This window comes from Shinella agrisoli, assembly GCF_046557955.1.
GTDB lineage: Bacteria > Pseudomonadota > Alphaproteobacteria > Rhizobiales > Rhizobiaceae > Shinella.
Window position 1 is genome coordinate 122,801 of record NZ_JBJIEP010000003.1, and the last position, 26,449, is coordinate 149,249.

Here is a 26,449-nt window from a genome sequence, read left to right on the forward strand (position 1 = left end):
CATTCCAGAAAGTCGCAAGGTTTTTTTATGCATCAGTTCAAAAGTCCGGCGCGGATCGCCTTGGCGACCGCTTGAACCCGGTTGACCGCGTCGAGCTTGCGCGTCGCCCGGTTCAGGTAATGATTGACAGTATATTCCGACAGGCCGAGGATTTCGGACATTTCCACGCTCGTCTTGCCGGCCGACGCCCAGGACAGGCACTCGATCTCGCGGCGCGAGAGCGAGACGTTCTGCCGGCGCCCGGCGCGCATATCGACGACCTCGGTGAAGATGAGGTTGGCCATCGCGTTGAGCTCGGCCATCTCGCGCGGGTTGAGCGCCTCGCGCATGCCGCCGAAGGCGAGCGCCCCGCGAAGGCCGGCCGAATTGTGCGCGGGGAAATAGGCGCCGCGCGACAGGCCGTGCCGCTCGAAGAGGCTTGCCGCGATCGCCGCCTTGCCGTCGGCGCGGCGCCGGTTCGTGCGGTCCGCGTCATAGGCGAAGGGGGTGGTGCTCTGGCGCAGATGCTCGACGACGGGGCTGCCGAAGATCAGCCCGGCATGGTCGTAGGTCTCGAGCATCTCGCCCGGCCAGGACGTCAGCAGGACGTTGGAGGAGAAATCCGTCGAGGTCTCGGACGGGACATTGATCAGGAGATAACCGCGAAAGCCGTAGCGCTTGACGATGTCGTCCAGCGTTTCGGCGACGTCCTCTTCCGACCCCAGGGCCGAGAGGCCGGTGCCCCATCGGTTCTGGAACTTCGCAGATGTCGTATGGAATCGATCCGCCATGTCCTTTTCCTTCAGCAATGCACGCGACTGCACGGCAGAGTTTGCCCGCACAATGCACTTGCTTGCCTCAGGAACCCCCGTATCCCAGTGCAAGTATTTTTAAGAACCGCGCCTCAAGTCCGCGGCGAGCGACGCAACGCATGAGTGGCTCGTGAGGGAAGCTAATGGCGACCCCAATCCACGTCCAGCGCGATTTTCTAATTTACCGTAAAATAGGTTGATAAGACAACTCTGCGACCAGCGACGGACCCTCGTAATCGACTTACCGTTGCGGACCGAGTCTTGCCGACAGTTCCTCCATGATCGCGCGGGCCGCGTGACGGACGCGCGGCGCCCAGGCATCGAGCTGTTCCTGCCCGACGCGGTAGGCCGGCCCGGTGACGGAAACGCCCGCGACGAGCGAACGGCCGGCATCGACGAGGGGAGCGGCGACGCAGCGGATGCCCGGCTCGTGCTCCTCCCGGTCGAAGGCGATGCCGCTCGAACGGATTTGCGCAAGCTCGGCAAGGAGCGACGCGCGGTCGGTGATCGTCTGCGGCGTGAAACGGTGGAACTCCAGTCCCGACAGGACCGTGTCGAGCGCTTGCGGATCGAGGGCCGAGAGCGCCGCCTTGCCGACGCCCGTGCAATAGGCGGGCGAGGCGTTGCCGATCTGCGAATTCATGCGCACGGCCTGCCGGCTCTCCACCTTGTCGAGATAGATGATCTCCCGCCCGCGCAGCACGCCGAGATGCACGGTCTCGCCCGTCTGCCTGTGCAGCGCCTCGAGGAAGGGCGCGGCGACGGCGCGGAACTCGTTGCGCGCCCAGCTTGCCGACGCGAGCTTGAGGAGGCGCAGGCCCGGCACATAGGCAAGGTCGGGCCGCAGTTCCAGGAGCCCTTCCTGCACCAGATGGGTAAGCTGGCGGTGCAGCGTACCGCGCGGCTGGCCGCTGACGGCGAGCACGTCCGTGAAACGCATCGGCCGGTCGGCGAGCGCCACCGTCTCCAGCACGGCCATGGCCTTGCCGAGCGTGCCGGTGCCGCCGCCCTCCTCTTCCCGTTCCGCCGCCATCGCCGCAACTCCCGCCGATCCCTTGACAGGCCGGCATGGTAACGGAATAATTCCGAATAATCAAACTCAGTTCCAAATAATGGAACACCAAGGAGAACAGCGATGGCTGGCCGCTATCCGGACCTCGCAGGACAGGGCGTGCTGGTTACCGGCGGCGGCTCGGGAATCGGCGCCGCGCTGGTGGCGGGCTTTGCGGCCGCTGGCGCCCGCGTCGCCTTCCTCGACATCGCCGAGGCGGAGAGCCGCACCCTCGTCTCGACGCTCGAGGGCAAGGTCGAGCACCTGCCGCATTATATAAGTGCCGATCTGCGCGACATCGACGCGCTGCGCGCGGCCGTGAAGGAGGCGGCTTCGGTGCTCGGCGGCCTGCGCGTGCTCGTCAACAACGCCGCGCGCGACGACCGGCACGACCTGGAGACGGTCGAGCCCGGCTACTGGGACGAGAACCAGGCGGTCAACCTGCGCCACCATTTCTTCGCCGCCCAGGCCGCCGCCCCGCACATGCGCGACGGCGGCGGCGGCGCGATCGTCAATTTCTCCTCGATCGCCTTCCTCCTCAACATGGGCGAATTTCCCGGCTATGCCACCGCCAAGGCGGGCATCGTCGGCCTCACCAAATCGCTTGCCGGCAGGCTCGGCCCGGACAATATCCGCGTCAACGCCATCCTGCCCGGCATGGTGCTGACCGAGCGGCAGAAGCGCCTGTGGATCAGCGAGGCGGACATGGCCGCCGGAATCGCGCGCCAGTGCCTGAAGCGCTCGCTCGTCGCCGAGGACATGGTCGGCCCCTGTCTCTTCCTGGCGTCGGAGGCTTCCGCCGCCATCACCGCCCAAACGCTCATCGTCGATGGAGGCATGCTCTGATGACCCAATCCGCGCCCCAACCCGCCTATGCCGCGGTGGACTGGGGAACCTCCAGCTTCCGGCTCTGGCTCATCGGCAAGGACGGCAGCGTATGCGCCGAACGGCGCAGCGGCGAAGGCATGACGACCGCCGCGCGCACCGGCTTTGCCGAGGTGCTGGCAGGCCATCTTGCCGCCGTCCGCGCGCCCGCGGGCCTGCCCGTGCTGATCTGCGGCATGGCCGGCGCCAAGCAGGGCTGGATCGAGGCCGGCTATCTCGACACGCCCGCCGCGCTTGCCGACATCCCGGCCGCGGCGGTGCGCATTCCAGCCTCGGCGGTGCGCATTCCCGGCGTCGAGGCGGATATCCGCATCCTGCCCGGCCTTGCCCAGCGCGAGGCCGCCGCGCCGGACGTCATGCGCGGCGAGGAGACGCAGCTTCTCGGCGCCGCCGGCGAACTCGGCGATGGCGACCACCTCGTCTGCATGCCCGGCACGCACAGCAAGTGGGTGCGCCTTTCGGGCGGGCGGGTCGAGGGCTTTTCCACCTTCATGACCGGCGAGCTCTTCGAAGCCGTCGCGAAGAACACGATCCTCAGCCACGCCATCGCCGATGCCGGCGCGATTTCCGGCGACAGCGCCGCCTTCCGCGCGGCTGTGGCGCGCATGGTCGAAAAGCCCGCGCTTGCGACGAGCCAGCTCTTTTCCGTGCGCGCCGGCTCGCTGATCGCCGGGCTTTCCCCGCAGGATGCCAAGGCGCGCCTCTCCGGCACGCTCATCGGCCTGGAGATCGCCGGCGCGCGCTCGCTGGTCGCCGAAGGCACCCCCGTCGCGCTCGTCGTCTCGGGCGGGCTTGGCGCGCTCTACGAGGCGGCGCTCGCCGCCGCCGGCCTTTCGCCCACCGTCATCGATGCCGATACCGCCGTGCGCAACGGCCTTGCCGCGGGCGCCAAGGCGCTCTGGTCCCTTTGAGCATGAATTTCAACGCAGTTCCGGACGCAGACCGCTTCGCGCAGTTTCCGGAACGGCTCCGAGAAAGCTGGAAAAGATGAGCCGCATCCCCTTCCCCCCCATGAAATATCCGCTGATCGCCATCCTGCGCGGCCTGAAGCCGGGCGAGACCGAGGATGTCGTCGGCGCGCTGATCGAGACCGGCTTTACCGCAATCGAAATCCCGCTCAACTCGCCGGAGCCGTTCAGGTCGATCGAGACCGCCGTGAAGATGGCGCCGGAAGGCTGCCTGATCGGCGCCGGCACGGTGCTGACCGTCGCCGATGTGGGCCGCCTTGCCGATGTCGGCGGCCGGCTGATGGTGAGCCCGAACGTCGAGCCGGAGGTCATCTCCACCGCCGCCGCCAAGGGCATGGTGACCATGCCCGGCGTCTTCACCCCGACGGAGGCGCTCGCCGCCGCCCGCGCCGGCGCGACGGGCCTCAAGTTCTTCCCCGCCAGCGTGCTCGGCCCCTCGGGCATCCAGGCGATCCGCGCCGTGCTGCCGGCGGAGCTGGAGATTGCCGCCGTCGGCGGCGTGTCGGAGAAGAACTTCGCCGATTATGCCGCGGCCGGCGTGCGCAGTTTCGGCCTCGGCTCCAGCCTCTACAAGCCCGGCATGGGCGCCGAAGAGGTCCGGGCCCGCGCAAAGGCCACGATCGAAGCCTACGATGCCGTCCATGGAGGAGCCCGATGACCGAAACCCATTCCTTTACCGGCCGCGTTCTCTGCGAGACGGCCTGCCAGCTCGGCGAAGGCCCGACCTACGATCCGGCGACCGGCAAGGCCTTCTGGTTCGACATCAAGGGTCAGAAGCTGCACGAGCTTCACCTTCCCACCATGACGAAGGCCGTGCACGACCTGCCCTTTCTCGGCAGCGTGCTTGCCGTCATCGATGCGGAACGCCAGCTGATCGTCTCCGACCGGGGCCTCTTCATCCGCAAGGTCGCGGACGGCACGCTGTCCCCCTTCCTCACGCTGGAGGACAAGCCGCAGAACCGCTCCAACGACGGACGGGTGCACCCGTGCGGCGCGCTTTGGGCGAGCACGATGGGCCGCAACGCCGAAAAGCATGCCGGCGCGATCTACCATGTCGCGGGCGACCGGGTGACGAAGCTCTACTCCAACCTCACGATCCCGAACAGCATCTGCTTTTCGCCGGACGGCAGCATCGGCTACTTCACCGACACGGACGTCGACCACCTGATGCGCGTGGCGCTTGACCCGAAGACGGGCCTTCCGGCGGGCGAACCGGAGGTGCTCTGCGACGAGAGCGGCGGGCCGGGCGACGTCGACGGCTCGGTCTGCGATGCGGACGGGCTCATCTGGAACGCGCGCTGGGGGGCGAATGCGGTCGAGGTCTACAGGCCGGACGGCACGAAGATCGCGCGCTACCTCGTGCCGGCCTCGCAATCGAGCTGCCCGGCCTTCATCGGCGAAAAGGCCGACCGGCTGCTGGTGACCTCCGCCTGGCAGGACATGGACGCGGCGGGCCGCCGCGCCGATCCGCATGCCGGGCAGACCTTCGAGCTCGGGATCGCCGTGAAGGGGCGTTTCGAGTCGGCATTCGCGCTCTGAGGCCGTTTCTGCTGCAAAACGGGGCAGGACCGGCCGGCCTTGCCGGCTGTGGGCCGCTTCCGGCGCATGGCTGCAATCAAAAAGAAGGCAATTTTCATCGGAACCAAAGCCGGGGGTCGTCGTTCCTTGTGCATCAGCCGGTGCGGACAGGTCCTTCCAAGACCTCCGCCGCGCCTTGATGCCAACGAGACGAAAGGCAGGTTTACGATGACGAACAAACTTCTTACTTCCGTTGCCGCTGGTGCAGTTTTCCTGGGCGCGGCTCTTGCTCCGGCAGCTTATGCGCAGGACACCAACCAGCCGGCCGGTGGCCAGACCATCGAACAGCAGCCGGGCACGACCGGTGACGCAGCCACGGGCACGACCCCGGACGACACGGCAGCCACGCCGGGCACGACTCCGACCCAGGATACGGCCCAGACGCCGGAGACCGGCACGGCACCCGAAGATACGGCTCAGACCCCGGCAACGCCGAGCGAGGATACCGCCCAGGCACCGGCCGCCGGCGGTGACTATCTGACGGCCCAGTCGGACGAGCAGATCAGCGCCAACACCTATATCGGCCAGGCGGTCTACAACAGCGCCGACGAAAGTATCGGCAAGATCTCCGACCTGATCATGGAAAAGGATGGCGGCATCACCGCAGCCATCATCGGTGTCGGCGGCTTCCTGGGCATCGGCGAGAAGTGGGTGGCCGTCCCGTTCGACAAGATCTCGATCACGCAGGTTCCCGACTCGGATGACGTCAAGCTGACGACCACCGAAACGGCCGAAAGCCTGCAGGCTGCGCCGGAATTCAAGACCAAGGCGCAGCAGGTCGCCGAACGCCAGGCCAACACCCCGGTCGACAGCTCGACGACCTCGTCGACGACCACCACGGGCACGATGCCCACGACGACCGAGCCGGCCGAATAATCCGGCAGGTTTCCTGACCTCCTTGAGCCCGGTGGCACTCCCTGCGCCGCCGGGCTTTTTCACGTCCGCGCGGTGAGTGGCGGTGGAAACGCTAGTACCAGGCGTCGGCCATGGCCGACTTCTTGCGGTCCATGTAGTCGCAAAGCGCCTCGTCGACGGCGGCATCGAGGGGCGGGGCTTCGTATTCGGCAAGCGTCTTCTTCCACTGGCGGTTCGCGCGGGCTGCCATGTCCGTCGAACCGCACTCCTCGCTCCATTTCTCGAAGGGCTCGTTGTCGGAGAGCGCGGAATCCCAGAACGCCGTCTGGTAGTTGCGCATCGTGTGGCCGCAGCCGAGGAAGTGGCTGCCGGGGCCGACCTCCAGGAAGGCGTCCATGGCGAGCGTGTTGTCGTCGACGGTGACGCCGGCGAGGTAGGAATGCAGCGCGCCGCAGAGGTCGGCGTCCATGACGAACTTCTCGTAGGACATGGAGAGCAGGCCGTCGAGGAAGCCGGCCGAATGCAGGATGAAGTTCGCGCCGCAATGCACGGCCGACAGCATGGACATGAGCCCTTCCTGCATGGCCTGGCCGTCCGGCAGCTTGGAATTGGAGAAATTGCCGGCGCAGCGCAGGGGCAAGCCGAGCCGGCGGGCGAGCTGGCCGACGACCATGGAGCCGATGGCGGGCTCCGGCGTGCCGAAGGTGGGCGAGCCGGAGCGCAGCGACATGGAGGAGAGGAAATTGCCGAAGATGACCGGCGCGCCCTTCCTTTCGAGCTGGGTGAGCGCGCAGCCGGCCAGCGTCTCGGCGAAGGACTGGGCGATGGCGCCGGCATTCGTCACCGGCCCCATGGCGCCGCCGAGGATGAAGGGCACGATGACGGCGGCCTGGTTGGCGCGGGCATAGGCGCGCAGCGACTTCGTCATGGTGCCGTCCCACACGAGCGGCGAGTTGACGTTGACATTGCCGAGGATGACGCAGTTTTCGTCGACGAAACCGGCGCCGAACAGGATGCGCGCCATCTCGATGGAATCCTCCGCGCGCTCCTCCGCCGTGATCGACCCCATGAAGGGACGATCGGAATATCTGATATGGCTGTAGACCATGTCGAGGTGGCGCTTGTTGACCGGAATGTCGACCGGCTCGCAGATCGTTCCGCCGGAATGGTGCAGCCAGGGGCTCGACTGGGCAAGCTTGATGAAATTGCGGAAATCCTCCAGCGTGCCGTAGCGCCGCCCCTTGTCGAGGTCCATGACGAAGGGCGAACCGTAGGCGGGCGAGAAGACGACGTTCTTTCCACCGATCCGGACATTGTTGGCCGGGTTGCGGGCATATTGCGTGAACTCGCTCGGCGCGGAGGCGACGATCTCGCGCAGCATGCCGGGCTCGAAGCGCACGAGATCGCCCTCCACCTTCGCGCCGGCGCGCTTCCAGTGGGCGATGGCGGCGGGGTCGTCGCGGAACTCGATGCCGACCTCGGCGAGGATGCGGTCGGCCGCGTGCTCGATCTTCTGCAGGTTCTCCTCCGAGAGCACGTCATAGGTCGGAATGCCGCGCACGATATAGGGCACGCCCATCGCCTTGGCCGCACCCTCGCGCCGCGCCGGGCGTGCGCCCCTGCCCCGCCGGGCCGGTGTCTCGATCGCCGCTGCCTCGCCCATGCTCGCCTCCATAATCCACGACGAGGCTAGGCGCGAAAAACCCCGCTGTAACGCTGGAAAAAATTATTCGACACTATAAGCTCGAATTATGGAAACCCTGCGCCGCCTGCTTCCCTCCGCCTCCAGCCTCATCATCTTCGAGGCCGCCGGAAGGCACCAGAATTTCACCCGCGCCGCGGGTGAGCTCGGCATGACGCAGGCCGCCGTCTCCTATGCGGTGCGCAACCTCGAGGAACAGCTCGGCGTTTCGCTCTTCCACCGCGTCCACCGCGCCGTCGAGCTCACCGATGCCGGCGAGCGCTTCCACGCGGATGTGACGCTCGGTCTTTCGCGCATCCAGAAATCGGCCGAGGACATCCGCGCCAAGGGGCGCGAGGCGAACGTCACGCTCGCCGCCTCCACCGCCTTCGCCTCGATGTGGATGCTGCCGCGGCTCGCCAAGCTTCGCGCCGACCTGCCGGACATCGACCTCAGGATCCAGACCAGCGTGCGCGATCTCGACCTCGACGAGGAGCCGATACCGCTCGCCATCCGCGGCGGCGATCCGGCGAAATGGCCGCGCTACCATGCCGCGCTGCTCGCGCCGGAGGTGGTCACGGCGGTCGCGAGCCCTGCCTTCGTGGAGAGCCGCGGACATCCGAAGACGCCGGAGGAGCTCCTGAAGCTGCCGCTCATCCATCTGGAGGAGCCGGTGCGGGCGGCCTGCGACTGGCCGGAATGGTTCGCCAGCGCCGGCGTGCGCTATCCCGCGCAGGCCCGGCGGCTCGCGATCAACGACTATGTGCTGGTGATCCAGGCGGTGCTGGCGGGCGAAGGCGTCGCGCTCGGCTGGCAGCACCTCATCGAAGGGCAGGTGCGCTCCGGCGCGCTCGTCACCGTCGGCGGGCACGCGCTGAAGACGGACGACGCCTTTCACGTGGTCTGGCCGCGCTCGCGCGAGCTCAACGGCCCGGCCCGGCGCGTGCGCGACTGGCTGGTAGAGGAAGGCCGGCTGAGCCGGGACGGGACACGAGGCGCGTGAGTTGCGTCGACAGCCACAAATCAAGGGGGATTTGTGCTTTGTCCGATGAGCGCTTAGATTAGAAGCGGTTCGAAGGAAGACGAGCAATGGCAGCGGACGCGATAAGCCTCGATTTTCTTGCCAAGCAGGCAAAGATCCAGATGGACGAGCTGCGTCTCCTGCGAAGGGAGACCGCGGACATGATGCGGCTTCTCAACGCGACCTACGAACTGACGAGAAGGATAGAGCGAAGAGAAACGGAGCTTCGCGACGATCTCGAACTGATGGTCAAAATGGAGCTCGGCGGCTCGTTGGCGAACATCCACACATCGATAGAGAATTCGCTCTCCCGCATCGAGGAAAGCGTCGACGGACTTGCTCGAAGGGTCGATGTCCTCGAAAAGAAACTCTGAGGCGGCGCCTGGAGAGATTCCGATGGAATCCAGCCACCGAAATCTCTCTGGATTCTTGTTTTGCCACATTACCCGACGCCGAAGCGACGCCGCTTCGGCCGGAAATGTCCTAGCGCCGCAGGACCGGCCGCACCTCCTCGTGGAAGAAGCGGAAATAGGAGGTGATCTGCGCCAGCGCATTGGTCGACAGCTTGTACTGGATGCCGAGGCGGCCGTTGCCGAACCAGCGGACCGTGCCGCTGAGGCGGCCAAGCTCCTCGCTCTCGATGGTCACAAGCTGGCCCGGCATGACCTGGATCGGCTTTTCCAGATCGATCGCCATGCCCGAGGGCGACAGGTCGACCACGCGGCCGCGGCTCGTCTGGTGCATCACCCGCACCGTCGCGAAAATACGCACCTTGGAACGATCGGTCGCCCTGACGGGCATATCCTTGATGGTTGTCATCCGTGGCTCCCCTCACGAATTGCTGTACGGGGCCAACCATAGCGCGAGTTCTTTGCAACCCGGCTAAACGGAAACATACAATTTTAGCGAACTGGCTTGTTTGGGGACAGTCCCGCTCAGGACGCTGCCCGGCCTTCGACGGCCACGTAGCGGTCGGCGAGGAAGCGCATGGTCGCGACGGCGTCCGCCGGCTTGCCGTAGAAATAGCCCTGCCCCATGCCGCAGCCGAGCGCCTTCAGCTTCAAGGCCTCGGAGAAATCCTCGATGCCTTCGGCGACGACGGCCAGATCCAGCCCCTCGCACATGGCGACGATCGCCTTGATGATGTGCTCGGACGCCTTGTCGTTGGAGATGCGCGAGACGAAGGCGCGGTCGATCTTCACCTTGTCGAAGGTGAAGTCGCGCAGCCGCCCGAGGCTCGACTGGCCGGTGCCGAAATCGTCGAGCGAGATGCGCACGCCGGCGGCGCGCAGTTCGCCGACGATCTTCTGCGCCGTATCGGCGTCCGTCATCACCGCCGTCTCGGTGATCTCCAGTTCCAGCCGGCGCGGATCGAGGCCGACGCGGTTGAGGATCGCCAGCGTGTTGAAGGCGGTCTTCGGGTCCATGAGCTGGGCCGAAGAGAGGTTGAAGGACAGGAAGAGTTCCTTCGGCCACGACAGGGCCGCCTCCGCCGCCTTGCGCAGCAGCGTGTCGGAGAGGGCATCGATGAAGCCGCGCTCCTCGGCGAGCGGCACGAAGACGGCGGGCGAGACATAGCCGAGATCGGCGTCGCACCAGCGCGCCAGCGCCTCGAAGCCGACGACCGTGTCGTCGCGCAGGCTGACGATCGGCTGGAAATGCACGTCCACCTCGTTGGCGATGATGGCGTTGCGCAGCGCCTGTTCGAGCTGCGTGGCGCGCTTCATCTCCTGGGCGATCTCCTGCGAATAGACGGTGATCTGCCCGCGGCCGCGGCGCTTGGAGCGGTAGAGCGCGGTGTCGGCGCTCTTCAGGAGCTCGGTGAAATCCTCGCCGGCGAAGGGATAGATGGCGAAGCCGAAGGAGGCGGAAAGGCGCACGTTGCGGTCGCCGAGGTCGAAGGGGGCGGACAGCACCTCGCGCAGCATCTGGCCGATCTTCTCCGCGCCCTTGCGCTCGAAGACGAGCGGCAGCACGAAGGCGAACTCGTCGCCGCCGTGGCGGGTGACGGTCGCGCCGTCCGGAACGCAGGCCTTCAGCCGGTGCGCGACCTGGCAGAGGATCTCGTCCCCGGCGCGCGGGCCGAACAGGTCGTTGATGGGCTTAAAGCCGTCGAGGTTGGCGATGCCGATGGCGAAGGGAGCCGGGTCCTCCTCGCGCTCCTTGGCGATCTGGCGCACCTTGTCGCGCAGGCGGTAGAGGTTGCCGAGCCCGGTCAGCGGGTCGGTATAGGCCATGGCATGGAGGTCAGTCTGGGAAACATCCAGCGCCGCATGATCAGCAGACTTCATCAATGATTTCCCGTACTTGTACCCGACCTCCGACGATTGCTCCACGATGAGGCATGACCGTTAACAAATGCATAGCAAGCAATCGTCAGTCCTGCCCTCAAGCCTCCCCATTTCTGGGGAGTTGACCGCCCCTTCTCAACTTATGCGACAGATTTCTCCGGTTCCCTGGCGGCATAGCGCCGGTAGATGGCCTCGATCATGTCGGGGCTGACCGGCTTGGTGATGTAGTCGTCCATGCCGGCGTCCATGCAGTTCTGCATGTCGACGTTGAGCGCCTGGGCGGTGACGGCGACGATGGGCGTATGGGTTCCCGTCAGCTTCTCGGCCTCCCGGATCTCCTTCGCCGCGTCGATGCCGTTCATCACGGGCATGGAAATGTCCATCAGCACGAGGCGCGGCTGGTGCTTGCGCCAGAGCATCACCGCCTCCTCGCCGTTCTCGGCGATGCGGTGCGAGATGCCCATGCCTTCGAGGATCTGCGAGAAGACGAACTGGTTGATCTGGTTGTCCTCGGCGACGAGCACTTCCACGTCGCCGATGGCCGCCGGCAGCATGGTGGTGATGTCCGTGGCGATGTACCAGTCGTCGACAAGCGAGGCGGGCGTGACGATGTCGCCGAGCGGCGAGGCGTTCTGCGACAAAAGCTCGTGCTCCTCGACGAGGACGCGCATGAAATCCGGGCCGATGCCGTCCGGCGCGATCAGCCGGGTGGCGATGCCGCGGCCGTTATCGCTGATGGCCTCGTGGCCCGGCAGGTTGTCGTCGATGACGACGAGGTCGATCGAAAGCCCGTGGCTGGCGGCAAGGGCAAGGAAGGCGTCGTGCTCCTCGACGCTGGCGACGGCGCAGCAATCGGCGCCGCGCGCCTTGAACTCGCTGACGAGGATGTCCTCGATGCGCGGATTGGGCGTGGCGACGAGGATGCGCTTGCCGGCCGCCGCCCGCACATCCTCGGTGCCCAGCTGCTCCAGCAGCAGCCGGCGTTCCGCGTCGCGCACGGGATCGAAGCAGTTCTGCCCTTCCACGAAGCCGCCCGGCACCCGCAGGAACGCATCCCCCTCGTCCGACACCGCCCTGTTGCCGGCCACGAGCGCCGTCACGTCCTCCATGACCGTCACGACGGCATGATGGCCCGGCGCGCCGATGCGGTACTTGCGGGTGATGGCGTAGAAATCGGAGCCGTCGGCGCCGATGACGTGTTCCGGCTGGGTGAAGGGCTCGCCCGTTTCCAGCACCATGCGGTCGCTGCGCTCGATGCGCTCGGCGTTCTCCGCATCGGCAAGGTCCCAGACCGTGCGGCCGAGAATGCCGTCGGCATTGGCATTGTAGATCGCGCAGAAGGCCTTGTTCACCGCGATATAGGTGAGGTTGCGGTCCTTGATGACCACCGGCGAGGGCAGGGTCTCGAGGATTTCCTCCGTGAGCGCCACGCGATCGAGATCCGAGCGCCACTGCTCTTCCTGCTTCTTCTGCTCGGACACGTCGACGAGCGTCGTCACGTTGTAGCCGTTCGGCAGGCGGCGCTTGCGGAAATGGATCCAGCGGTCGCGGCCGAGCCGCTCGATCGCGTCGTACTGCTCGCGCCAATGCGCAGAAATCTGGTTCGAGATCCACTCCTCGCGGTTCACCGCCCTGTGGCGCTGCTCGGGCGCGATGCCGTAGCGCACGCCGCTGTCGAAGATGGCGCCGAGCACGGCGCGCAGCCGCGTGCCGGGCTTGAGCGTGTCGGCGGGAATCGGGAAATAGCGGAGAACCTGGCGGCTGGCGAAGACGAGGCAATCGTCCCTGTCGTAGACGATCACGGCGGCGGCGAGGATATCGCACGCGGCCTCGAACATTCCCAGCCGGATGTGCGCGTCTGACGACGCTACATCATTCATGGTGGCATTCCTCGCCTGTCTGGCATTCCCGGAAACATGCTGATCGGTGCTCGCGCACCTTGGACTTTGGGGAATGACAGCGGCCAGCGACGCTGAAATTGTCCGCCGGGAGACCGGCCGGCTTGTGCTCATACAAGCGCCAGGGCACGTTGGCAGCATTTTATTAAAGCCTGATTAAACGATTCCGGCCCGCGGGTGCGCACGAGGGCGGGATAAGCCAAGTTGCCACTGGCGGGCGGCCGGCGAATCCGCGAAAATAGCCGCATGACCATCAGGCAGCTTTCCGAAACCCTCATCAACCAGATCGCCGCCGGCGAAGTGATCGAACGGCCGGCAAGCGCTGCCAAGGAACTGATCGAGAACGCGCTGGACGCCGGCGCGACGCGCATCGAGATCGCCACGGCCGGCGGCGGCAAGACGCTCCTGCGCGTCACCGACAACGGCAGCGGCATGACGCCGGCCGACCTCGAAATGGCGATCCGCCGGCACTGCACCTCCAAGCTCGACAAGGACCTCCTCGACATCCGCACGCTCGGCTTCCGCGGCGAGGCGCTGCCCTCCATCGGCTCCGTCGCGAAGCTCTCGCTGCTCAGCCGCACGGCGGAGGCGGGCGAAGGCGCGATCATCAGCGTGACGGGCGGCAGGGTGGAGCCGGTCCGGCCGGCCGCCGCCAACCGCGGCACCGTGGTGGAGGTGCGCGACCTGTTCTTCGCTACGCCCGCGAGGCTCAAGTTCCTCAAGAGCGAGAAGGCCGAGGCCTCGGCGATTTCCGACGTGGTGCGGCGCATGGCGATCGCCTTTCCGCATGTGCGCTTCGTGCTGTCCGGCTCCGACCGCACGACGCTGGAGTTCCCGGCGACCGGCACGGACCGGCTCGCCCGCATCGCGCAGGTGCTCGGGCGCGATTTCCGCGACAACGCCATCGAGATCGACGCCGAGCGCGAGGGCGTGCGGCTGACCGGCTTTGCCGGCGTGCCGACCTTCAACCGCGGCAACAGCCTCAACCAGTTCGCCTTCGTCAACGGACGGCCGGTGCAGGACAAGCTCGTCTGGTCGGCGCTGCGCGGCGCCTATGCCGAGACCATCCCGCACGGGCGCTATCCGGTCGCCGTGCTCGCCGTCGAGATCGACCCGGCGCTGGTCGACGTCAACGTGCATCCGGCCAAATCCGACGTGCGCTTCCGCGATCCCGGCCTCGTGCGCGGCCTCATCGTGGGAGCGATCCGCGAGGCGCTTGCCCGCGAGGGCGACCGGGCCTCCACCACCGGGGCCGCCGGGCTGATGCGCGCCTTCCGGCCGGAAGCGGCGCGGCCCTCCGCGCCGTGGACGCCCGCCGCCTCGCCCTATCGCCCCTTCGAGGCCGCGGCGCCCGCCCCGTTCCGCGAGCGGCAGGCGGGCTTTGCCGAATTCGCCGCGCCCTCGGCGCGCAGCGAGCCGGCCTTCACGCCGCCGGCCGCCGCAAGGGAAGAGGAGCCGCCGCAGCGCCACCCGCTCGGCGCGGCGCGGGCGCAGCTGCACGAGAACTATATCGTCGCGCAGACCGAGGACGGGCTGGTGATCGTCGACCAGCACGCGGCGCACGAAAGGCTCGTCTTCGAGGCCATGCGCAATGCGCTGCATTCGCGCCCGGTTCCGGCGCAGGCGCTGCTGATCCCCGAGATCGTCGACCTGCCGGAGGACGATTGCGACCGGCTCGTCTCGCATGCCGAGGAGTTCGCCAAGCTCGGCCTCACCATCGAGCGCTTCGGCCCCGGCGCGGTGGCGGTGCGCGAGACGCCGGCCATGCTCGGCGAGATGGACGCGGCCGGCCTCATCCGCCAGCTCGCCGACGAACTGGCGGAATGGGACACGGCGAGCGGGCTGAAGACCAAGCTCGAATATCTGGCGGCGACGATGGCCTGCCACGGCTCGGTGCGCTCCGGCCGGCGCATGCGGCCGGAGGAGATGAACGCGCTCCTGCGCCAGATGGAGGCGACACCCGGCTCCGGCCAGTGCAACCACGGGCGCCCCACCTACATCGAATTGAAGCTTTCCGACATCGAGCGCCTGTTCGGCAGGAGCTGAAGCGGTTCCGGCAGGATCGCGCCGGGCGGAGACCCGCGAAAATGCTGGATATTTGCCGGTCGCCGCGATATGGCATGACAGGCATATGACACGGATGTTGAAGTCGATGATGAACCGTTTTGAAGGTCGCGGCAGCCGCGAAGCGAAGATCCGCTATCTCGACGGCGATTTCCAGATCCTGATGCCTGGCTCCCATGTCATCTGCGCGATGACCGGCGAGACGATCCCGGTCGACGAACTGCGCTACTGGAGCGTTGCGCGGCAGGAGCCCTATGCCAGCTGCGCCGCCTCGCTGGAGGCGGAAAAGCGCGCGGGCGCGCTGCCGAGGCAGAAGAGGCAGTAGGCAGTAGGCAGTAGGCAGTAGGCAGTAGGCAGTAGGCAGTAGGCAGTAGGCAGTAGGCAGTAGAGGCTGCCGAAAGGTGCGAGGGCGTCAATCCCTATTGGCTAATGCCTAATGCCTACTGGCTAGTCCCCATTGGCTGCTTCCTGATTCCGGCCAGCCTGCGCCGCCTCGCATTCGCAATCGCCGCATCGATGATCGCGTCCGGTCCCTTCGGGTCGTCGAAGCGGATTTCCACCTCGATCACCCGGCTCTTTTCCCTCAGTTCCTCCGAACGGCCGTGGCCGCCGGCGAGCCGCACGCTGTCCTTCGCCGTGGTGACGAGCCGGTAGCCGTGCGCCTCGGCATGGTCGAGGATGTCCGCGACCTCGTCGTCGCTGAGATGGTGATGGTCGGGGAAGCCGCGGGTGACGTAGAGATGCGCGCCCGTCTCGTCGACGGTGCGGATGAACTTTTCGTTGTCCGCGATGCCCGACCAGGCCATGACGGCCTGGTCCTTGAGGTCGCCCGCCGCGACGGTGACGAGCGTGGCCGGATGGATGGCCTTGCCGGCGCGCGCCGCCTGGCGGATCAGCCGGTCGGCCGCATCGCCGTCGCCGATCGCAAGCAGGGCGCTTGCCTGCCGCATCTGCTCGGATATCGGCGCGCGCACCGGCCCGCCCGGCACGAGATGGCCGTTGCCGATGCCGCGGCGCGTGTCGATGACCAGCAGCGCATAATCGAAGACGAGCCGCGCGCTCTGGAACCCGTCGTCCATGATGATGAGGTCGGCGCCCTCCTCCACCAGCTTCTGCGCGCCCTTCACCCGCTTGCGCGAGATGACGGTTAGCGCCTCGCGGGCGAGCAGCAGCGGTTCGTCGCCCACCGCGCGGGCGCGGTGGTGGTGCGGATCGACGACGGTCGTCACGTCGAGCGAGCCGCTGTAGCCGCGGGAGAGGAAACCGGGCCTCAGCCCGCGCGCCTTGGCGGCGCGGGCGAGCGCGATCGCCGTCGGCGTCTTGCCGGCCCCGCCGACCGTGAAATTGCCGACGCAGATGACGGGCACCGGCACCTCGGCGCGGCGGCCCTTGCGCATGCGATGGCCGGCAATCAGGCCGTAGAGGCGCGAGACCGGCCAGAGCGCATAGGCCCGCCAGTCCGGCTTCGTCCACCAGAACGGCGGCGCTTCACTTACCATTCGATCCCCCGCGGGCGCTTCTGCCCGGTCGCTGCGGCCCCAAGAAACGTGAAAAGTCGAGGAAGATCAACTGCGGGAAATGGCCTCAGGGGGCGTACGCGCGTGCTCACGCCGCCGGCCGGGCGGCGGCCGCCTCGGGAAAGAGCGGGAGGAGCTCGGTGATGTCGTTGAGGCAATAGTCGCAGGCCCCGGACAGGGATTGCCGCGAGCCGGTTCCCGTCAGCACGGCGACGGTGAGGCCGGCGCCGGCGTTGCGGCCCATGTGAAGGTCGTGGTTGTTGTCGCCGACGACGGCGACCTGGTGCGGCTTGAGGCCGGTCGCCGCGCAGAAGCCGAGCACCATGCCGGGCTCGGGCTTCACGCCGAAACCGCTGTCATAGCCCGCGACATAGTGCAGGTAGCCCTCGAAGCCGAAGCGCCTGGCGGTCGCACGGATCGAGGCCTCGTTGTCGCTGGAGGCGACGCCGAGCCGATAGCCGCGGGCGTGCATGGCGGCGAAGAAGGCGGCTAGGTCGGTGACGGCGACGGCAAGCTCGGCGGAATTGGCGAAGAGGCCGTCGAAATGCTCGGTCAGCGCTTCGACCGCAAAGGGCGAGCCGGCGGCGACCATGCCCGCGGCGATCTCCACCGTGTTGCCGGCGGCAAGCAGGCTGTCCGGCGTGACGTGGCCGGTATCCGGGTCCATGCCGCCCGCGACGAGCAGCGTGCGGGCAAGCGCCTCGTCGCCCGCCGCGGCGATGCGGGCGAGCTCGTAGTTCACCGGCACCCAGCTCCTGGCATAGTCGAGCAGCGTTCCGTCCTTGTCGAAGAGGATGCCGGAGATGGTCGCTGCCTTGCTCATGTCCCGTCCTTTCAGGAGGTCTGGCGCGGATGGAGCCGCGCCTTGACGGTAAGCGGGTTGATATAGGGCTCCAGCCCCTTGATCGTGGCGCGCAGCGCGCCGCGCATCTCCTGCACGGTCTCCTGCCCCGCCTCGATCATGCGCTTGCGCGTCTCGTCGTTCATCAGGAGATAGTGCACGCCCTTGGCCAGCATCTCGACGTCGCGCACCATCTTGGCGCTGCCGCTGCGGGCGAGCTGCTGGTAGGCCTCGCGGAAGTTCTGCACGTTGGCGCCCGACAGGATCGCGCAGCCGAGCATCGCCGGTTCCAGCGGGTTCTGCCCGCCCTCGGCGAAGAGCGAGCGGCCGACGAAGGCGATCTCCGTCATGCGCAGGTAGAGCCCCATCTCGCCGATCGTGTCACCGAGGAAGATGTCCGTCTCGGGCGTCAGCGGATCGCCCAGCGTGCGGCGGGCGACCTTGAGGCCGCGGGCCGTCAGCATGTCGGCGATGGCGTCGCCGCGCTCGGGATGGCGCGGCACGATGATGGTGAGCAGTCCCGTGCGCTCCTTCAGCACCCGGTGCACGTTGCCGGCCGCCGCCTCCTCGCCCTCGAAGGTCGATATCGCCGCCCAAGTGCGGCGCGTCCCGATCTGGTCGAGATAGGATTTCAGCACGGCCGGGTCGGCCGGCGGCGCATCGGTGTCGACCTTGAGGTTGCCGGATACCATGACCGGCAGGGCGCCGAGCGTGCGGAACCGGTCGGCATCGACCTCCGACTGGGCGATGACGAGCGCGAAGTTCTCGAAGAGCGCGTCGGCGAAGGCATGCCGGCGCTTCCAGCGCGGGAAGGAGCGGTCCGAGATGCGGCCGTTCACCAGCACCTGCGGGATGTGGCGCCTGCCGAGCTCCAGAATGGTCATCGGCCAGATTTCCGACTCCGCCATGATGGCCAGGTCGGGATGCCAGTATTCGAGGAAGCGGCTGACCGCCGGCTTTAGGTCGAGCGGCACGTATTGATGGATGACGTCGGAGCCGAGGCGGTTCTCGACGACCCTGGCGGAAGTGACGGTGCCGGTGGTGAGCACGACGGCTATACCGCGGCGGCGCACTTCCTTGATCAGCGGCACGATCGCATTGGTCTCGCCGACGCTCGCGGCATGGAACCACACGAGGGGGCCCGCGGGGCGCTCGACGCTCGCGATGCCGTAGCGCTCGCGGCGGCGGGACCGCTCCTCCTTGCCCTTGGCCGCACGGAGCGCGAGATAGGGGCCGACGACCGGATAAAGCGCGACGCCGCCCCAGCGGTAGAGCGAAAGCGCGGCGCGGGCGAGCCGTCTGCTCATCGGCGGAATACCTTCCTGGCGGCGTTGGAGGTGTCGAAGATCATGGAGGCCGGTCTTTCTGTCCGGCGCGGCCGGGCCGCGCGGGACGGTGGCGGGGAAGGCGCTCAGTCCTGCTGCGGATCCAGGAGACGGTGCATGTGCACGATGAAGTAGCGCATGTGCGCATTGTCGACGGTCTGCTGGGCCTTCGCCTTCCAGGCCGTCAGCGCGCTGGCATAATCGGGAAAGATTCCGACGATGTCGAGATTGTCGAGGTCGCGGAACTGGACGTCCTTGAGGGTCTTCAGTTCGCCGCCAAACACGAGATGGAGAAGCTGTTTCGGTTCGATCGAGTCGGTCATGTCTCTCTCTTTTGTTCTTTCGCAACTCCGGCGGAAAACCGGTTTGCGCTTTTTTCAGCAGTTGCTTCATTGTGCCGATTCCGGCAGACGGTTTGCGGTATTCCGCATGAAAGGTCAATGGTCGGCGAGGTGCCGGGAAGCCTCCACAAGCCCTGAAAGCCGGGACAGGCCGGCCGCGCACAGCGTCTCGTGGCTGACGGTCGGCCGGTTGTAGGAAAGCGGCTTGCCGTCGAGCGTCACGAGCGAGCCGCCGGCCCGCGACAGGATGAGGTCGGCCGCCGCCAGGTCCCAATCGTGCGAATTGCGCTTCACCAAAGTGGCATCGATGCGTCCGTCCGCCACCATGGCGAGGCGATAGGCGAGCGAGGGCACATGCGAGATGCGGTGCACGCCGCCCGACATGTGGCGGTCGATGCCGTGCGCCATGTCCTCGGGCGCTGCCATGCGCATCGGGCGCGCCGCATCCGGCCCGGTCGCGGCGATCGGCTGGCCGTTCTTCAGCGCCGGCCTGTCCAGCGCCGCGGTGAAGAGCTCGTCGAGCGAGGGGGCGAAGAGTACGCCGGCGACCGGGCGGCCCCCGTGCACCACGGCGGCGCTGACGCACCAGATGTCCTTGCCGGCGATGAAGGCGCGCGTGCCGTCGATCGGGTCGATGACGAAGACCGTCTCGCAATCGAGCCGGCCGGCGTCGTCGTCCGTCTCCTCCGACAGCCAGCCGTAGTTCGGCCGGGCGGAGAGCAGCTCCTTCTTGAGGATGTCGTTGGCGGCGAAATCGGCCGCGCTCACCGGCGAGCGGCCGCCGTTCTTCCACCAGACGTCCGGCCCCTTGCGGAAGAAATCGAGCGCCCGGGCGCCCGCAAGCCGCGCGGCGCCGACGAGAAGATCGAGATCGGCGGTCCAGGCGGAGGCGGGGCTGGGCATGGCGTCACTTCCCGGCAAGCGTCATGCCTTCGATGGCGAGCGTCGGCGCGGCGGTGCCGAAGGAGCGGTCGATGTCGTTCGCCGGCGTGATGCGCAGGAACATGTCGGCGAGGTTGGAGGCGACCGTCACCTCCGAGACCGGGAAGGTCAGCTCGCCGTTCTCGATCCAGTAGCCGGAGGCGCCGCGGCTGTATTCGCCCGTCACCATGTTGACGCCCTGGCCGATCAGCTCGGTGACGTAGAAGCCGGTGCCGACGGAGCGGATGAGGTCCTGCGGGGAGATGTCGCCGGGCTCCAGCGCAAGGTTGGTGGACGCCGGGTTCACCGCGGTTCCGCCGCGCACGCCGCGGCCGTTGGTCCTGAGGCCGAGCTCGCGGGCGGTGGAGGTGGAGAGGAACCAGTGCTGCAGCACGCCGTCCTCGATCATGGCGAGGCGCTTTCCGGTGATGCCCTCGCCGTCGAAGGGCCGGGAGGAAGGTCCCCGCACGATCAGCGGATCGTCGGTGACGGTCAGCCCCGCCTTGAGCACCTGCCGGCCCATGCGGTCGCGCAGGAAGCTGGTCTTGCGGGCGACGGAGGCACCGTTGATCGCGCCGGCGATGTGGCCGGCGATGCCGCGCGCCACGCGGGGATCGTAGACGACGGTGACGTTCTTCGCCGTCGGCACCTGGCGCGGGTTGAGGCGCCGTACGGCGCGCGCCGCCGCCTCGCGGCCGATCTCCTGCGCATCGCGCAGCTCGGCGAAGTAGAGGCTCGAATCGAAATCGTAGTCGCGCTCCATCTTCGTGCCCTCGCCGGCGATCACGCTGACGGAGCGGCCGAAGCGGCTGGCGCTGTAGGCGCCGGAAAAGCCGTGCGAGGTGGCGAGCACGAGGCCGCCCATGCCGGCGGAGGCGCCCGCCCCGCCGGAATTCGTGACGCCGGAGACGGCGAGCGCCGCCGCTTCCGCGGCAAGCGCGGCCTCCGTAAGCTCGTCGGCGGAAACTTCGGTCGGGTCGTAAAGGTCGAGGTCCGGCCATTCCCTGGCAAGATCCGCCTCGTCGGCGAGCGTGGCGTAAGGGTCCTCCGGCGAGGCCTTGGCCATGGCGACGGCGCGCTCGGCGAGCACCTTGAGGTCGAAGCCCGGATTGGCCGAGACGCTGGCGACGCGCCGGCCGACGAAGACGCGCAGCGAGAAGTCGTCGCTCTCGGACGATTCGGTGCCCTCGACCTTGCCGAGCCGTACGCTGACCGACGAGGAGCGGCCCCGGACGACCACGGCATCGGCCCCATCCGCCCCTGCCTGGATGGCGCGGTCGATGAGCTCGCCGGCGCGCGCGAGAAGGCTTGCGGAATCGATCGTCTCTGACATGACTTGGCCTTTCTTTGCTGCCCCATTTATTGTGCGCCGGCACGGGCATCAAGGGCAGGCGCGCCTTTTTTGCCCGGTCCGGTCCCCTCGAAGAAAGCCTTCCGCATGACCTATACCCACAGCCCGTACAGCGAGGTCCTCATGATGCTCGGCGGCGCGCTTCTCGCCGCGCCGATCTTCAAGCGGCTCGGGCTCGGCACCATCCTCGGCTATCTCGCCGCCGGCGTGGTCATCGGCCCGATCCTGCACCAGATCCGCGACGGCGAGGAGCTTCTGGGCGTCGCCGAGCTCGGCGTCGTCTTCCTGCTGTTCCTGATCGGGCTGGAGCTGAAGCCCTCGCGCCTGTGGGCGATGCGGCACGACATCTTCGGGCTCGGCATCGCGCAGGTGGCGGCGACCGGGCTCGTGCTTGCCGGGCTCGCCTGGCTCTTCGGCCTCGAACGGTGGGACGGGGCGCTGATCATCGGCTTCGGCCTTGCGCTTTCCTCCACCGCCTTCGCCATGCAGATCCTCGACGAGCGGGGCGACACCAACACGCGCTACGGCCAGCGCGCCTTCTCCATGCTGCTCCTGCAGGACCTCGCCATCGTGCCGCTGCTGGCGCTGATCCCGCTGCTCGCCGAGCAGGCGCCGGAGGACACGACCACCGCCTTCCAGGACTTCCTCGTCGCCGTCTCCGCCATCGCCGCCCTGCTGGTCGCCGGCCGCTACCTGCTCAACCCGCTGTTCCAGGTCATCGCCCGCACCGGCGCGCGCGAGGCGATGATCGCGGCGGCGCTCTTCGTCGTGCTCGCCGCCGCCATGCTCCTGCAGATGGCCGGCCTCTCCATGGCGATGGGCGCCTTCCTTGCCGGGGTGCTGCTCGCCGATTCCTCCTACCGCCACGAATTGCAGGCGGATGTGGAGCCCTTCCGCGGCATCCTGCTCGGCCTCTTCTTCATGGCCGTCGGCCTGTCGCTGCATCTCGACGTGATCTTTTCCAGCTGGCTAACGATCCTCGTCGCCACGCCCGCCGTCATGCTGGTGAAGAGCCTCGTCATCTACGCCCTCTGCCGCTTCACCGGCTCCCCGCACAACGATGCCGTGCGCATCGCGCTGGTGCTGCCGCAGGGCGGCGAATTCGGCTTCGTGCTGTTCACCGCGGCCTCCGCCGCCGGCATCTTCTCCGGCGGGCTCGCCTCGCTGCTGATCGCCATCGTCACCGTCTCCATGGCGCTGACGCCGATCGCCGCCGCCCTCTCGCGCTTCCTGCTCGTCGAGGACGCGGCGGAGGAGATGGAGGAGGATTTCGAGGGCGCGGGCGCGGACGTGCTGATGATCGGCTTCTCGCGCTTCGGGCAGATCGCCGCGCAGATCCTGCTCGCCGGCGGGCGCGAGGTCACCGTCATCGACCATTCGACGGACCGCGTGCGCCAGGCGGCAAGCTTCGGCTTCCGCATCTATTTCGGCGACGGCACACGCAAGGACGTGCTGCGCGCGGCCGGCATCGAGCGGGCCAAGATCGTCGCCGTCTGCACGCAGGGCAAGGCAACCACCGACCGCATCGTCGACCTCGTGCAGTCGGAATATCCGAACGCCACGCTCTTCGTGCGCTCCTACGACCGCGTGCACACCCTGTCGCTGCGCGCCCGCGGCGTACAGCACGACGTGCGCGAGACCTTCGAATCCGCCCTCGTCTTCGGCCGCGAGACGCTGGAGGAGCTGGGCGTCGAGCCCGACGCCGCGCTGGCGATCAGCGACGACATCCGCCGGCGCGACGTGGCGCGGCTGGAATTGCAGGCGGTCGAGGGGATTTCGGCCGGTCGGCACATGCTGCATTCCAAGCCGGTGACGCCGGAGCCGCTGGTGAAGCCGAAGAAGAAGCAGGCGGACGAGGAGGAGGTCTAGCCGAGGGTGGACAGCTTCCCGTCGAGCGCCCGTTTCAGCTCGTCGCGGATGCCGGCGGAGGCGGCGAGCACCTCCTCGGCCTTGACGAAGTCGAGCACCCGGAAGCGGCCGACATCCGGCCGCAGGAAGATGTCCGGCGCGCTCCTTTCGAGCTTCAGCGTGACGATGGAGCGCATGGTGAGCTGGGTAGCGCCGTAGAGGCTGTCGATGCTGTTCGGCAGGTCCGCCGTGCCGGCCGGCGGATGGCCGATGACGTCGACGCCGATGGTGATGTCGGCCTTGCCGGCGAGATGGTCGAAGGGCACCGGATTCCAGAGGCCGCCGTCGATCATCACGCGGCCGTCGATCACCACCGGGCGGAAGACGGCCGGCAACGCGGCGGAAGCGGCGATGGCCGGCAGCAGCGGGCCGCTTTCGCGCACGCACTCGCACTGGGCGTAATAATCCGACGCGATGACCTTCAGCGGGATGCCGAGCGCCTCGAAGGTCTCCGGCAGGCGGTCCGGCAGGAAGGCCTTCAGCACGCGCTCCAGATTGAACTGCCCGACGCGGAAACCGCCGGCGACGACGTCGGAAAAGCGCGTCGGGCGCAGGCTCCAGAGCCGGTTCATGATCTGGCTGGGGCGGCCGACCGCGGCGAGCGTGTGCTCGCGGATCTCCCTGCCGGTCATGCCCGCGGCCATGGCGGCGCCCATGATGGCACCGATAGAGGCGCCGGCGATCAGCACCGGGCGGATGCCGAGTTCGTCCAGCACCTCGATGACATGGATGTGGGCAAGCCCCCGCGCGCCGCCGCCGCCGAGCGCAAGCGCGACGGTCGGCCCGCCCGCCCGCGGATGTTCAACGGAAACGAGGGCACCGGTCATCGCTCGGGTCTCCTGCGCAGGCCCGGACTGTCAGCCGGGCCGATAGCGGTGGAAATGCATGCGCGTATCGCCGAAAGTGCGAACCTCCAGGGGCTCGAAACCGTCGACGGCGGCAGGCTGAATATCGGCACGCTCCTCGAGGATCGCAAGGGCGCCGTCGACGAGCCAGCCGCCGCGCGCCGCCGCATCGAGCGCGCGCTCGCCGAGGCCCTGCGCATAGGGCGGATCGGCGAAGAGCAGATGGAACGGCTCCATCGTGCCGATGCCGCCGAGCGACGTGGCGTCACGCCTGAAGATCTTGGCCCGGCCGATCACGCCGAGCGCTTCTATATTGGAATGCAGGAGCCCCCTGCCCTCGACGCCCTGCTCGACGAAGAGCACGGCGCGCGCCCCGCGCGAGAGCGCCTCCAGCCCGACGGCGCCCGTTCCGGCGAAGAGATCGAGCACGCGCGTGCCGTCCAGCGCCTCCGGATAGGTGTGCGACAGGATGTTGAACAGGCTCTCGCGCGTGCGGTCCGTCGTCGGGCGGATGGCGTCCGACTTCGGCGTCGCCAGCGTCCGGCCGCGAAACTCTCCGCCGACGATCCGCACGGGCGCTTACTTCCCCTTGCCGCGCGGCCGCCCGCCGCCCGGCTTGCCGCCGAAGGACTTGCCGCCGGGCTTTCCGCCGAACGGCTTGCCGGCGTCACGGCGCGGCGGACGATCCGAAAAGGCGCGGCCGCCCTCGGCACGGGGCTTGCGATCGCCGCGCGCCGGGCGGTCGCCGAAATCGCGGGACGCGCGTTCGTCCCCGGCACCGGAACGCTTGCGGCCGAAGCCGCCGCGGCCGCCTTCGTCGCGGTCGCGCTTCTCCGGCTCGGTGGCGCGGATCCACTCGCCGTCCTCGTCGCGCGTCTTCAGGATGCGCGGCTTGTCGGCCTTGCCGCCCGCGGGGCCGCGGGCCGGGCCCTTGCGGTCCGGATCGAACTTCTGGGCCGGGCGGGCCAGCGCGCCCTCGGCGGTGCGGCCGTAGCGCTTGCCCTTCGGCGCGCCTTCCGGGCGCTGGCGCGGCGCGCGCTTCACGCCTTCGGAAGCCTCCGCCTTCTTCTCGGCCACCGGACGGGCGCCGGGCGCCATCCAGACATTGGATTTGCGGGCGCGGCCGCCGGGCTCGCGCTTCGGCCTGGCCTCCGACCGGTCGTCGTCGCGCCCGCGCGGCTCGCGCGACTTGTCGGCGAAACGGTCGTCGCGCCTGGTGTCGAGGCGCGCGCGGGCCTTCTCGCGGCGCTCGGCCGGCTTTTCGCCGCGGGCCGGCCTTTCGGCGTCACGGGTCTTCTTCACCGGCGCCTCGTCCTCCTCCTCGGCCGCCTTGCGGTCGAACAAGGGCGCGTCGAAATTCGCCTTGGACTGCTCGATGAGGCGCGGACCCAGCTGGTCGCGCAGCGTGCGGCCGCGGATTTCCTGGGCATGGCCCTCCGGCAACTCGCCGAGCTGGAAGGGGCCGTAGGAAATGCGGATCAGGCGGTTCACGTCGAGGCCGAGCGCGCCGAGCACGTTCTTGACCTCGCGGTTCTTGCCTTCGCGCAGGCCGAGGGTGAGCCAGACGTTCGAGCCCTGCACCTTGTCGAGCGTCGCGTCGATCGCGCCGTAGAGCACGCCGTCGACGGCGATGCCTTCCTTCAGCTTGTCGAGGTCGGCCTGCTCGATCTTGCCGTGGGCGCGCACGCGGTAGCGCCGCAGCCAGCCGGTCGTCGGCAGCTCCAGCATGCGGGCAAGGCCGCCGTCGTTGGTGAGCAGCAGGAGCCCCTCGGTGTTGATGTCGAGGCGGCCGACGGACATGACGCGCGGCAGGTCCGCGGGCAGGTTCTCGAAGACGGTCGGCCGGCCTTCCGGGTCGGCATTGGTGGTCACGAGGCCGGCGGGCTTGTGATAGAGCCAGAGGCGCGTGCGCTCGATGCCGCGGACCTGCTCGCCGTCGACCTCGATATGGTCGGCGAAGGTGGCGTTGAAGACGGGCGTGTCCAGCACCTTGCCGTTCACGCTGACGCGGCCCTCCATGATCATGCGCTCGACATCGCGGCGCGAGGCGACGCCCGCGCGCGCCAGGAGCTTGGAGATGCGCTCGGGCGCAAGCTCGGCGCCCGCGGACGCGGCCGGCGCCGGTCTTTCGGCGCGGGCGGGCCTGGCGTCACGCGCGGGCTTGCCGGCGAAGGGCTTGCCGCCCTGCTTGCCGGCGGGGAAGGGTTTCTTGCCCGCGGCCGCCGAAGCGGCGCCACGCGGCTTGGTATTGCGGCCCGCGGGCTTGGCGCCCGGCCGTTTTAGCTTGTCTTTGGATGTCATTTGTGCTGCCTGCGTT

Annotated in this window: 25 protein-coding genes; 10 read left to right on the forward strand and 15 right to left on the reverse strand. The window is 68.1% G+C overall.

Features of this window, described 5'->3' with window-relative positions:
• Window positions 1-32: 32 nt before the first annotated feature.
• Complete coding sequence (locus ACIIOY_RS03400; RefSeq protein ID WP_411033217.1) at window positions 33-770, reverse strand: helix-turn-helix transcriptional regulator; 738 nt, start codon at window positions 768-770, stop codon at window positions 33-35.
• 262 nt (window positions 771-1,032) lie between these two features.
• The gene (locus ACIIOY_RS03405; protein WP_411033218.1) at window positions 1,033-1,824 is read right to left on the reverse strand and encodes an IclR family transcriptional regulator; all 792 of its coding nucleotides are present in this window, start codon (window positions 1,822-1,824) and stop codon (window positions 1,033-1,035) included.
• A gap of 102 nt (window positions 1,825-1,926) precedes the next feature.
• Between ACIIOY_RS03405 and ACIIOY_RS03410 the strand changes: the two genes are divergently transcribed.
• The 5 genes from ACIIOY_RS03410 (at window position 1,927) to ACIIOY_RS03430 (ending at window position 6,149) form a co-directional block, all read left to right on the forward strand.
• Window positions 1,927-2,688, forward strand: coding sequence for an SDR family NAD(P)-dependent oxidoreductase (locus tag ACIIOY_RS03410; RefSeq protein ID WP_411033219.1), 762 nt, complete (start codon window positions 1,927-1,929; stop codon window positions 2,686-2,688).
• Window positions 2,688-3,638: a 2-dehydro-3-deoxygalactonokinase gene (locus ACIIOY_RS03415; protein WP_411033220.1), complete on the forward strand. Its 951-nt coding sequence runs from the start codon at window positions 2,688-2,690 to the stop codon at window positions 3,636-3,638. Before ACIIOY_RS03410 ends, ACIIOY_RS03415 begins: the two co-directional genes overlap by 1 nt.
• Before the next feature lie 76 nt (window positions 3,639-3,714).
• Complete coding sequence (locus ACIIOY_RS03420) at window positions 3,715-4,353, forward strand: 2-dehydro-3-deoxy-6-phosphogalactonate aldolase (protein WP_411033221.1); 639 nt, start codon at window positions 3,715-3,717, stop codon at window positions 4,351-4,353.
• A complete protein-coding gene (locus ACIIOY_RS03425) occupies window positions 4,350-5,234 on the forward strand; it encodes an SMP-30/gluconolactonase/LRE family protein (RefSeq protein ID WP_411033222.1) in 885 nt (294 codons plus the stop codon). The genes ACIIOY_RS03420 and ACIIOY_RS03425 overlap by 4 nt, the downstream gene beginning before the upstream one ends.
• A gap of 207 nt (window positions 5,235-5,441) precedes the next feature.
• Complete coding sequence (locus ACIIOY_RS03430) at window positions 5,442-6,149, forward strand: PRC-barrel domain-containing protein (protein WP_411033223.1); 708 nt, start codon at window positions 5,442-5,444, stop codon at window positions 6,147-6,149.
• Window positions 6,150-6,240: 91 nt separating this feature from the next.
• Here ACIIOY_RS03430 and ACIIOY_RS03435 read toward each other — a convergent pair whose 3' ends face one another.
• Window positions 6,241-7,791, reverse strand: coding sequence for a trimethylamine methyltransferase family protein (locus tag ACIIOY_RS03435; RefSeq protein ID WP_411033224.1), 1,551 nt, complete (start codon window positions 7,789-7,791; stop codon window positions 6,241-6,243).
• Window positions 7,792-7,879: 88 nt separating this feature from the next.
• Here ACIIOY_RS03435 and ACIIOY_RS03440 point away from each other — a divergent pair, with 88 nt between their 5' ends.
• Window positions 7,880-8,812 (forward strand): LysR substrate-binding domain-containing protein, encoded by a 933-nt coding sequence (locus ACIIOY_RS03440; RefSeq protein WP_411033225.1) that lies wholly within the window; start codon window positions 7,880-7,882, stop codon window positions 8,810-8,812.
• Between the two features lie 86 nt (window positions 8,813-8,898).
• Window positions 8,899-9,204 (forward strand): hypothetical protein, encoded by a 306-nt coding sequence (locus ACIIOY_RS03445; RefSeq protein ID WP_411033226.1) that lies wholly within the window; start codon window positions 8,899-8,901, stop codon window positions 9,202-9,204.
• A gap of 109 nt (window positions 9,205-9,313) precedes the next feature.
• Here the strand turns inward: ACIIOY_RS03445 and ACIIOY_RS03450 are convergent, their stop codons facing one another.
• From ACIIOY_RS03450 to ACIIOY_RS03460, 3 genes are all read right to left on the reverse strand, one after another.
• Entirely contained in the window at window positions 9,314-9,649 is a 336-nt protein-coding gene (locus ACIIOY_RS03450) for a PilZ domain-containing protein (protein ID WP_411033227.1), read from the reverse strand.
• 116 nt (window positions 9,650-9,765) lie between these two features.
• Window positions 9,766-11,121, reverse strand: a complete 1,356-nt coding sequence (locus ACIIOY_RS03455) for a putative bifunctional diguanylate cyclase/phosphodiesterase (protein WP_411033228.1) — start codon at window positions 11,119-11,121, stop codon at window positions 9,766-9,768.
• Between the two features lie 140 nt (window positions 11,122-11,261).
• On the reverse strand, window positions 11,262-13,001 hold the full coding sequence (locus tag ACIIOY_RS03460) for a response regulator (RefSeq protein WP_411033229.1): 1,740 nt from the start codon (window positions 12,999-13,001) through the stop codon (window positions 11,262-11,264).
• Between the two features lie 264 nt (window positions 13,002-13,265).
• Between ACIIOY_RS03460 and mutL the strand changes: the two genes are divergently transcribed.
• Window positions 13,266-15,065 (forward strand): DNA mismatch repair endonuclease MutL, encoded by a 1,800-nt coding sequence (mutL, locus tag ACIIOY_RS03465; RefSeq protein WP_411033230.1) that lies wholly within the window; start codon window positions 13,266-13,268, stop codon window positions 15,063-15,065.
• Window positions 15,066-15,174: 109 nt separating this feature from the next.
• The gene (locus ACIIOY_RS03470; RefSeq protein WP_411033349.1) at window positions 15,175-15,408 is read left to right on the forward strand and encodes a DUF2093 domain-containing protein; all 234 of its coding nucleotides are present in this window, start codon (window positions 15,175-15,177) and stop codon (window positions 15,406-15,408) included.
• 115 nt (window positions 15,409-15,523) lie between these two features.
• Here ACIIOY_RS03470 and lpxK read toward each other — a convergent pair whose 3' ends face one another.
• The 6 genes from lpxK to ACIIOY_RS03500 form a co-directional block, all read right to left on the reverse strand.
• On the reverse strand, window positions 15,524-16,582 hold the full coding sequence (gene lpxK / locus ACIIOY_RS03475; protein ID WP_411033231.1) for a tetraacyldisaccharide 4'-kinase: 1,059 nt from the start codon (window positions 16,580-16,582) through the stop codon (window positions 15,524-15,526).
• 106 nt (window positions 16,583-16,688) lie between these two features.
• Window positions 16,689-17,423 (reverse strand): HAD family hydrolase, encoded by a 735-nt coding sequence (locus ACIIOY_RS03480; RefSeq protein ID WP_411033232.1) that lies wholly within the window; start codon window positions 17,421-17,423, stop codon window positions 16,689-16,691.
• 11 nt (window positions 17,424-17,434) lie between these two features.
• Entirely contained in the window at window positions 17,435-18,748 is a 1,314-nt protein-coding gene (gene waaA / locus ACIIOY_RS03485; RefSeq protein WP_411033233.1) for a lipid IV(A) 3-deoxy-D-manno-octulosonic acid transferase, read from the reverse strand.
• A gap of 104 nt (window positions 18,749-18,852) precedes the next feature.
• Window positions 18,853-19,089, reverse strand: a complete 237-nt coding sequence (locus ACIIOY_RS03490) for a DUF4170 domain-containing protein (RefSeq protein WP_411033234.1) — start codon at window positions 19,087-19,089, stop codon at window positions 18,853-18,855.
• Window positions 19,090-19,203: 114 nt separating this feature from the next.
• Window positions 19,204-20,010 (reverse strand): 3'(2'),5'-bisphosphate nucleotidase CysQ, encoded by an 807-nt coding sequence (locus tag ACIIOY_RS03495; RefSeq protein ID WP_411033235.1) that lies wholly within the window; start codon window positions 20,008-20,010, stop codon window positions 19,204-19,206.
• 4 nt (window positions 20,011-20,014) lie between these two features.
• Window positions 20,015-21,361 (reverse strand): TldD/PmbA family protein, encoded by a 1,347-nt coding sequence (locus ACIIOY_RS03500; protein WP_411033236.1) that lies wholly within the window; start codon window positions 21,359-21,361, stop codon window positions 20,015-20,017.
• A gap of 105 nt (window positions 21,362-21,466) precedes the next feature.
• Here ACIIOY_RS03500 and ACIIOY_RS03505 point away from each other — a divergent pair, with 105 nt between their 5' ends.
• Window positions 21,467-23,248: a monovalent cation:proton antiporter-2 (CPA2) family protein gene (locus ACIIOY_RS03505; RefSeq protein ID WP_411033237.1), complete on the forward strand. Its 1,782-nt coding sequence runs from the start codon at window positions 21,467-21,469 to the stop codon at window positions 23,246-23,248.
• Here the strand turns inward: ACIIOY_RS03505 and ACIIOY_RS03510 are convergent.
• The 3 genes from ACIIOY_RS03510 to ACIIOY_RS03520 are packed head-to-tail and all read right to left on the reverse strand — an operon-like array spanning window position 23,245 to window position 26,433.
• On the reverse strand, window positions 23,245-24,114 hold the full coding sequence (locus ACIIOY_RS03510) for a patatin-like phospholipase family protein (RefSeq protein WP_411033238.1): 870 nt from the start codon (window positions 24,112-24,114) through the stop codon (window positions 23,245-23,247). The genes ACIIOY_RS03505 and ACIIOY_RS03510 overlap by 4 nt on opposite strands.
• A 30-nt stretch (window positions 24,115-24,144) precedes the next feature.
• Window positions 24,145-24,705 carry a 16S rRNA (guanine(966)-N(2))-methyltransferase RsmD gene (rsmD, locus tag ACIIOY_RS03515; RefSeq protein WP_411033239.1) on the reverse strand — a complete coding sequence of 187 codons (561 nt, stop codon included), beginning with the start codon at window positions 24,703-24,705 and terminating at the stop codon, window positions 24,145-24,147.
• 6 nt (window positions 24,706-24,711) lie between these two features.
• On the reverse strand, window positions 24,712-26,433 hold the full coding sequence (locus ACIIOY_RS03520) for a pseudouridine synthase (protein ID WP_411033240.1): 1,722 nt from the start codon (window positions 26,431-26,433) through the stop codon (window positions 24,712-24,714).
• Between the last annotated feature and the right edge of the window lie 16 nt (window positions 26,434-26,449).

Bases quoted from the DNA above. Each gene is read 5' to 3' on its own strand.
- ACIIOY_RS03420 (WP_411033221.1), top strand. From the start codon at position 3,715: ATGAGCCGCATCCCCTTCCCCCCCATGAAATATCCGCTGATCGCCATC.
- ACIIOY_RS03490 (WP_411033234.1), bottom strand. From the start codon at position 19,089: ATGACCGACTCGATCGAACCGAAACAGCTTCTCCATCTCGTGTTTGGC.
- ACIIOY_RS03495 (WP_411033235.1), bottom strand. From the start codon at position 20,010: ATGCCCAGCCCCGCCTCCGCCTGGACCGCCGATCTCGATCTTCTCGTC.
- ACIIOY_RS03405 (WP_411033218.1), bottom strand. From the start codon at position 1,824: ATGGCGGCGGAACGGGAAGAGGAGGGCGGCGGCACCGGCACGCTCGGC.
- waaA (WP_411033233.1), bottom strand. From the start codon at position 18,748: ATGAGCAGACGGCTCGCCCGCGCCGCGCTTTCGCTCTACCGCTGGGGC.
- ACIIOY_RS03440 (WP_411033225.1), top strand. From the start codon at position 7,880: ATGGAAACCCTGCGCCGCCTGCTTCCCTCCGCCTCCAGCCTCATCATC.
- ACIIOY_RS03455 (WP_411033228.1), bottom strand. From the start codon at position 11,121: ATGAAGTCTGCTGATCATGCGGCGCTGGATGTTTCCCAGACTGACCTC.
- ACIIOY_RS03445 (WP_411033226.1), top strand. From the start codon at position 8,899: ATGGCAGCGGACGCGATAAGCCTCGATTTTCTTGCCAAGCAGGCAAAG.
- ACIIOY_RS03480 (WP_411033232.1), bottom strand. From the start codon at position 17,423: ATGAGCAAGGCAGCGACCATCTCCGGCATCCTCTTCGACAAGGACGGA.
- ACIIOY_RS03415 (WP_411033220.1), top strand. From the start codon at position 2,688: ATGACCCAATCCGCGCCCCAACCCGCCTATGCCGCGGTGGACTGGGGA.
- ACIIOY_RS03400 (WP_411033217.1), bottom strand. From the start codon at position 770: ATGGCGGATCGATTCCATACGACATCTGCGAAGTTCCAGAACCGATGG.
- ACIIOY_RS03410 (WP_411033219.1), top strand. From the start codon at position 1,927: ATGGCTGGCCGCTATCCGGACCTCGCAGGACAGGGCGTGCTGGTTACC.
- ACIIOY_RS03520 (WP_411033240.1), bottom strand. From the start codon at position 26,433: ATGACATCCAAAGACAAGCTAAAACGGCCGGGCGCCAAGCCCGCGGGC.
- ACIIOY_RS03430 (WP_411033223.1), top strand. From the start codon at position 5,442: ATGACGAACAAACTTCTTACTTCCGTTGCCGCTGGTGCAGTTTTCCTG.
- ACIIOY_RS03500 (WP_411033236.1), bottom strand. From the start codon at position 21,361: ATGTCAGAGACGATCGATTCCGCAAGCCTTCTCGCGCGCGCCGGCGAG.
- ACIIOY_RS03460 (WP_411033229.1), bottom strand. From the start codon at position 13,001: ATGAATGATGTAGCGTCGTCAGACGCGCACATCCGGCTGGGAATGTTC.
- ACIIOY_RS03505 (WP_411033237.1), top strand. From the start codon at position 21,467: ATGACCTATACCCACAGCCCGTACAGCGAGGTCCTCATGATGCTCGGC.
- ACIIOY_RS03470 (WP_411033349.1), top strand. From the start codon at position 15,175: ATGAACCGTTTTGAAGGTCGCGGCAGCCGCGAAGCGAAGATCCGCTAT.
- mutL (WP_411033230.1), top strand. From the start codon at position 13,266: ATGACCATCAGGCAGCTTTCCGAAACCCTCATCAACCAGATCGCCGCC.
- ACIIOY_RS03510 (WP_411033238.1), bottom strand. From the start codon at position 24,114: ATGACCGGTGCCCTCGTTTCCGTTGAACATCCGCGGGCGGGCGGGCCG.
- lpxK (WP_411033231.1), bottom strand. From the start codon at position 16,582: ATGGTAAGTGAAGCGCCGCCGTTCTGGTGGACGAAGCCGGACTGGCGG.
- ACIIOY_RS03450 (WP_411033227.1), bottom strand. From the start codon at position 9,649: ATGACAACCATCAAGGATATGCCCGTCAGGGCGACCGATCGTTCCAAG.
- ACIIOY_RS03425 (WP_411033222.1), top strand. From the start codon at position 4,350: ATGACCGAAACCCATTCCTTTACCGGCCGCGTTCTCTGCGAGACGGCC.
- ACIIOY_RS03435 (WP_411033224.1), bottom strand. From the start codon at position 7,791: ATGGGCGAGGCAGCGGCGATCGAGACACCGGCCCGGCGGGGCAGGGGC.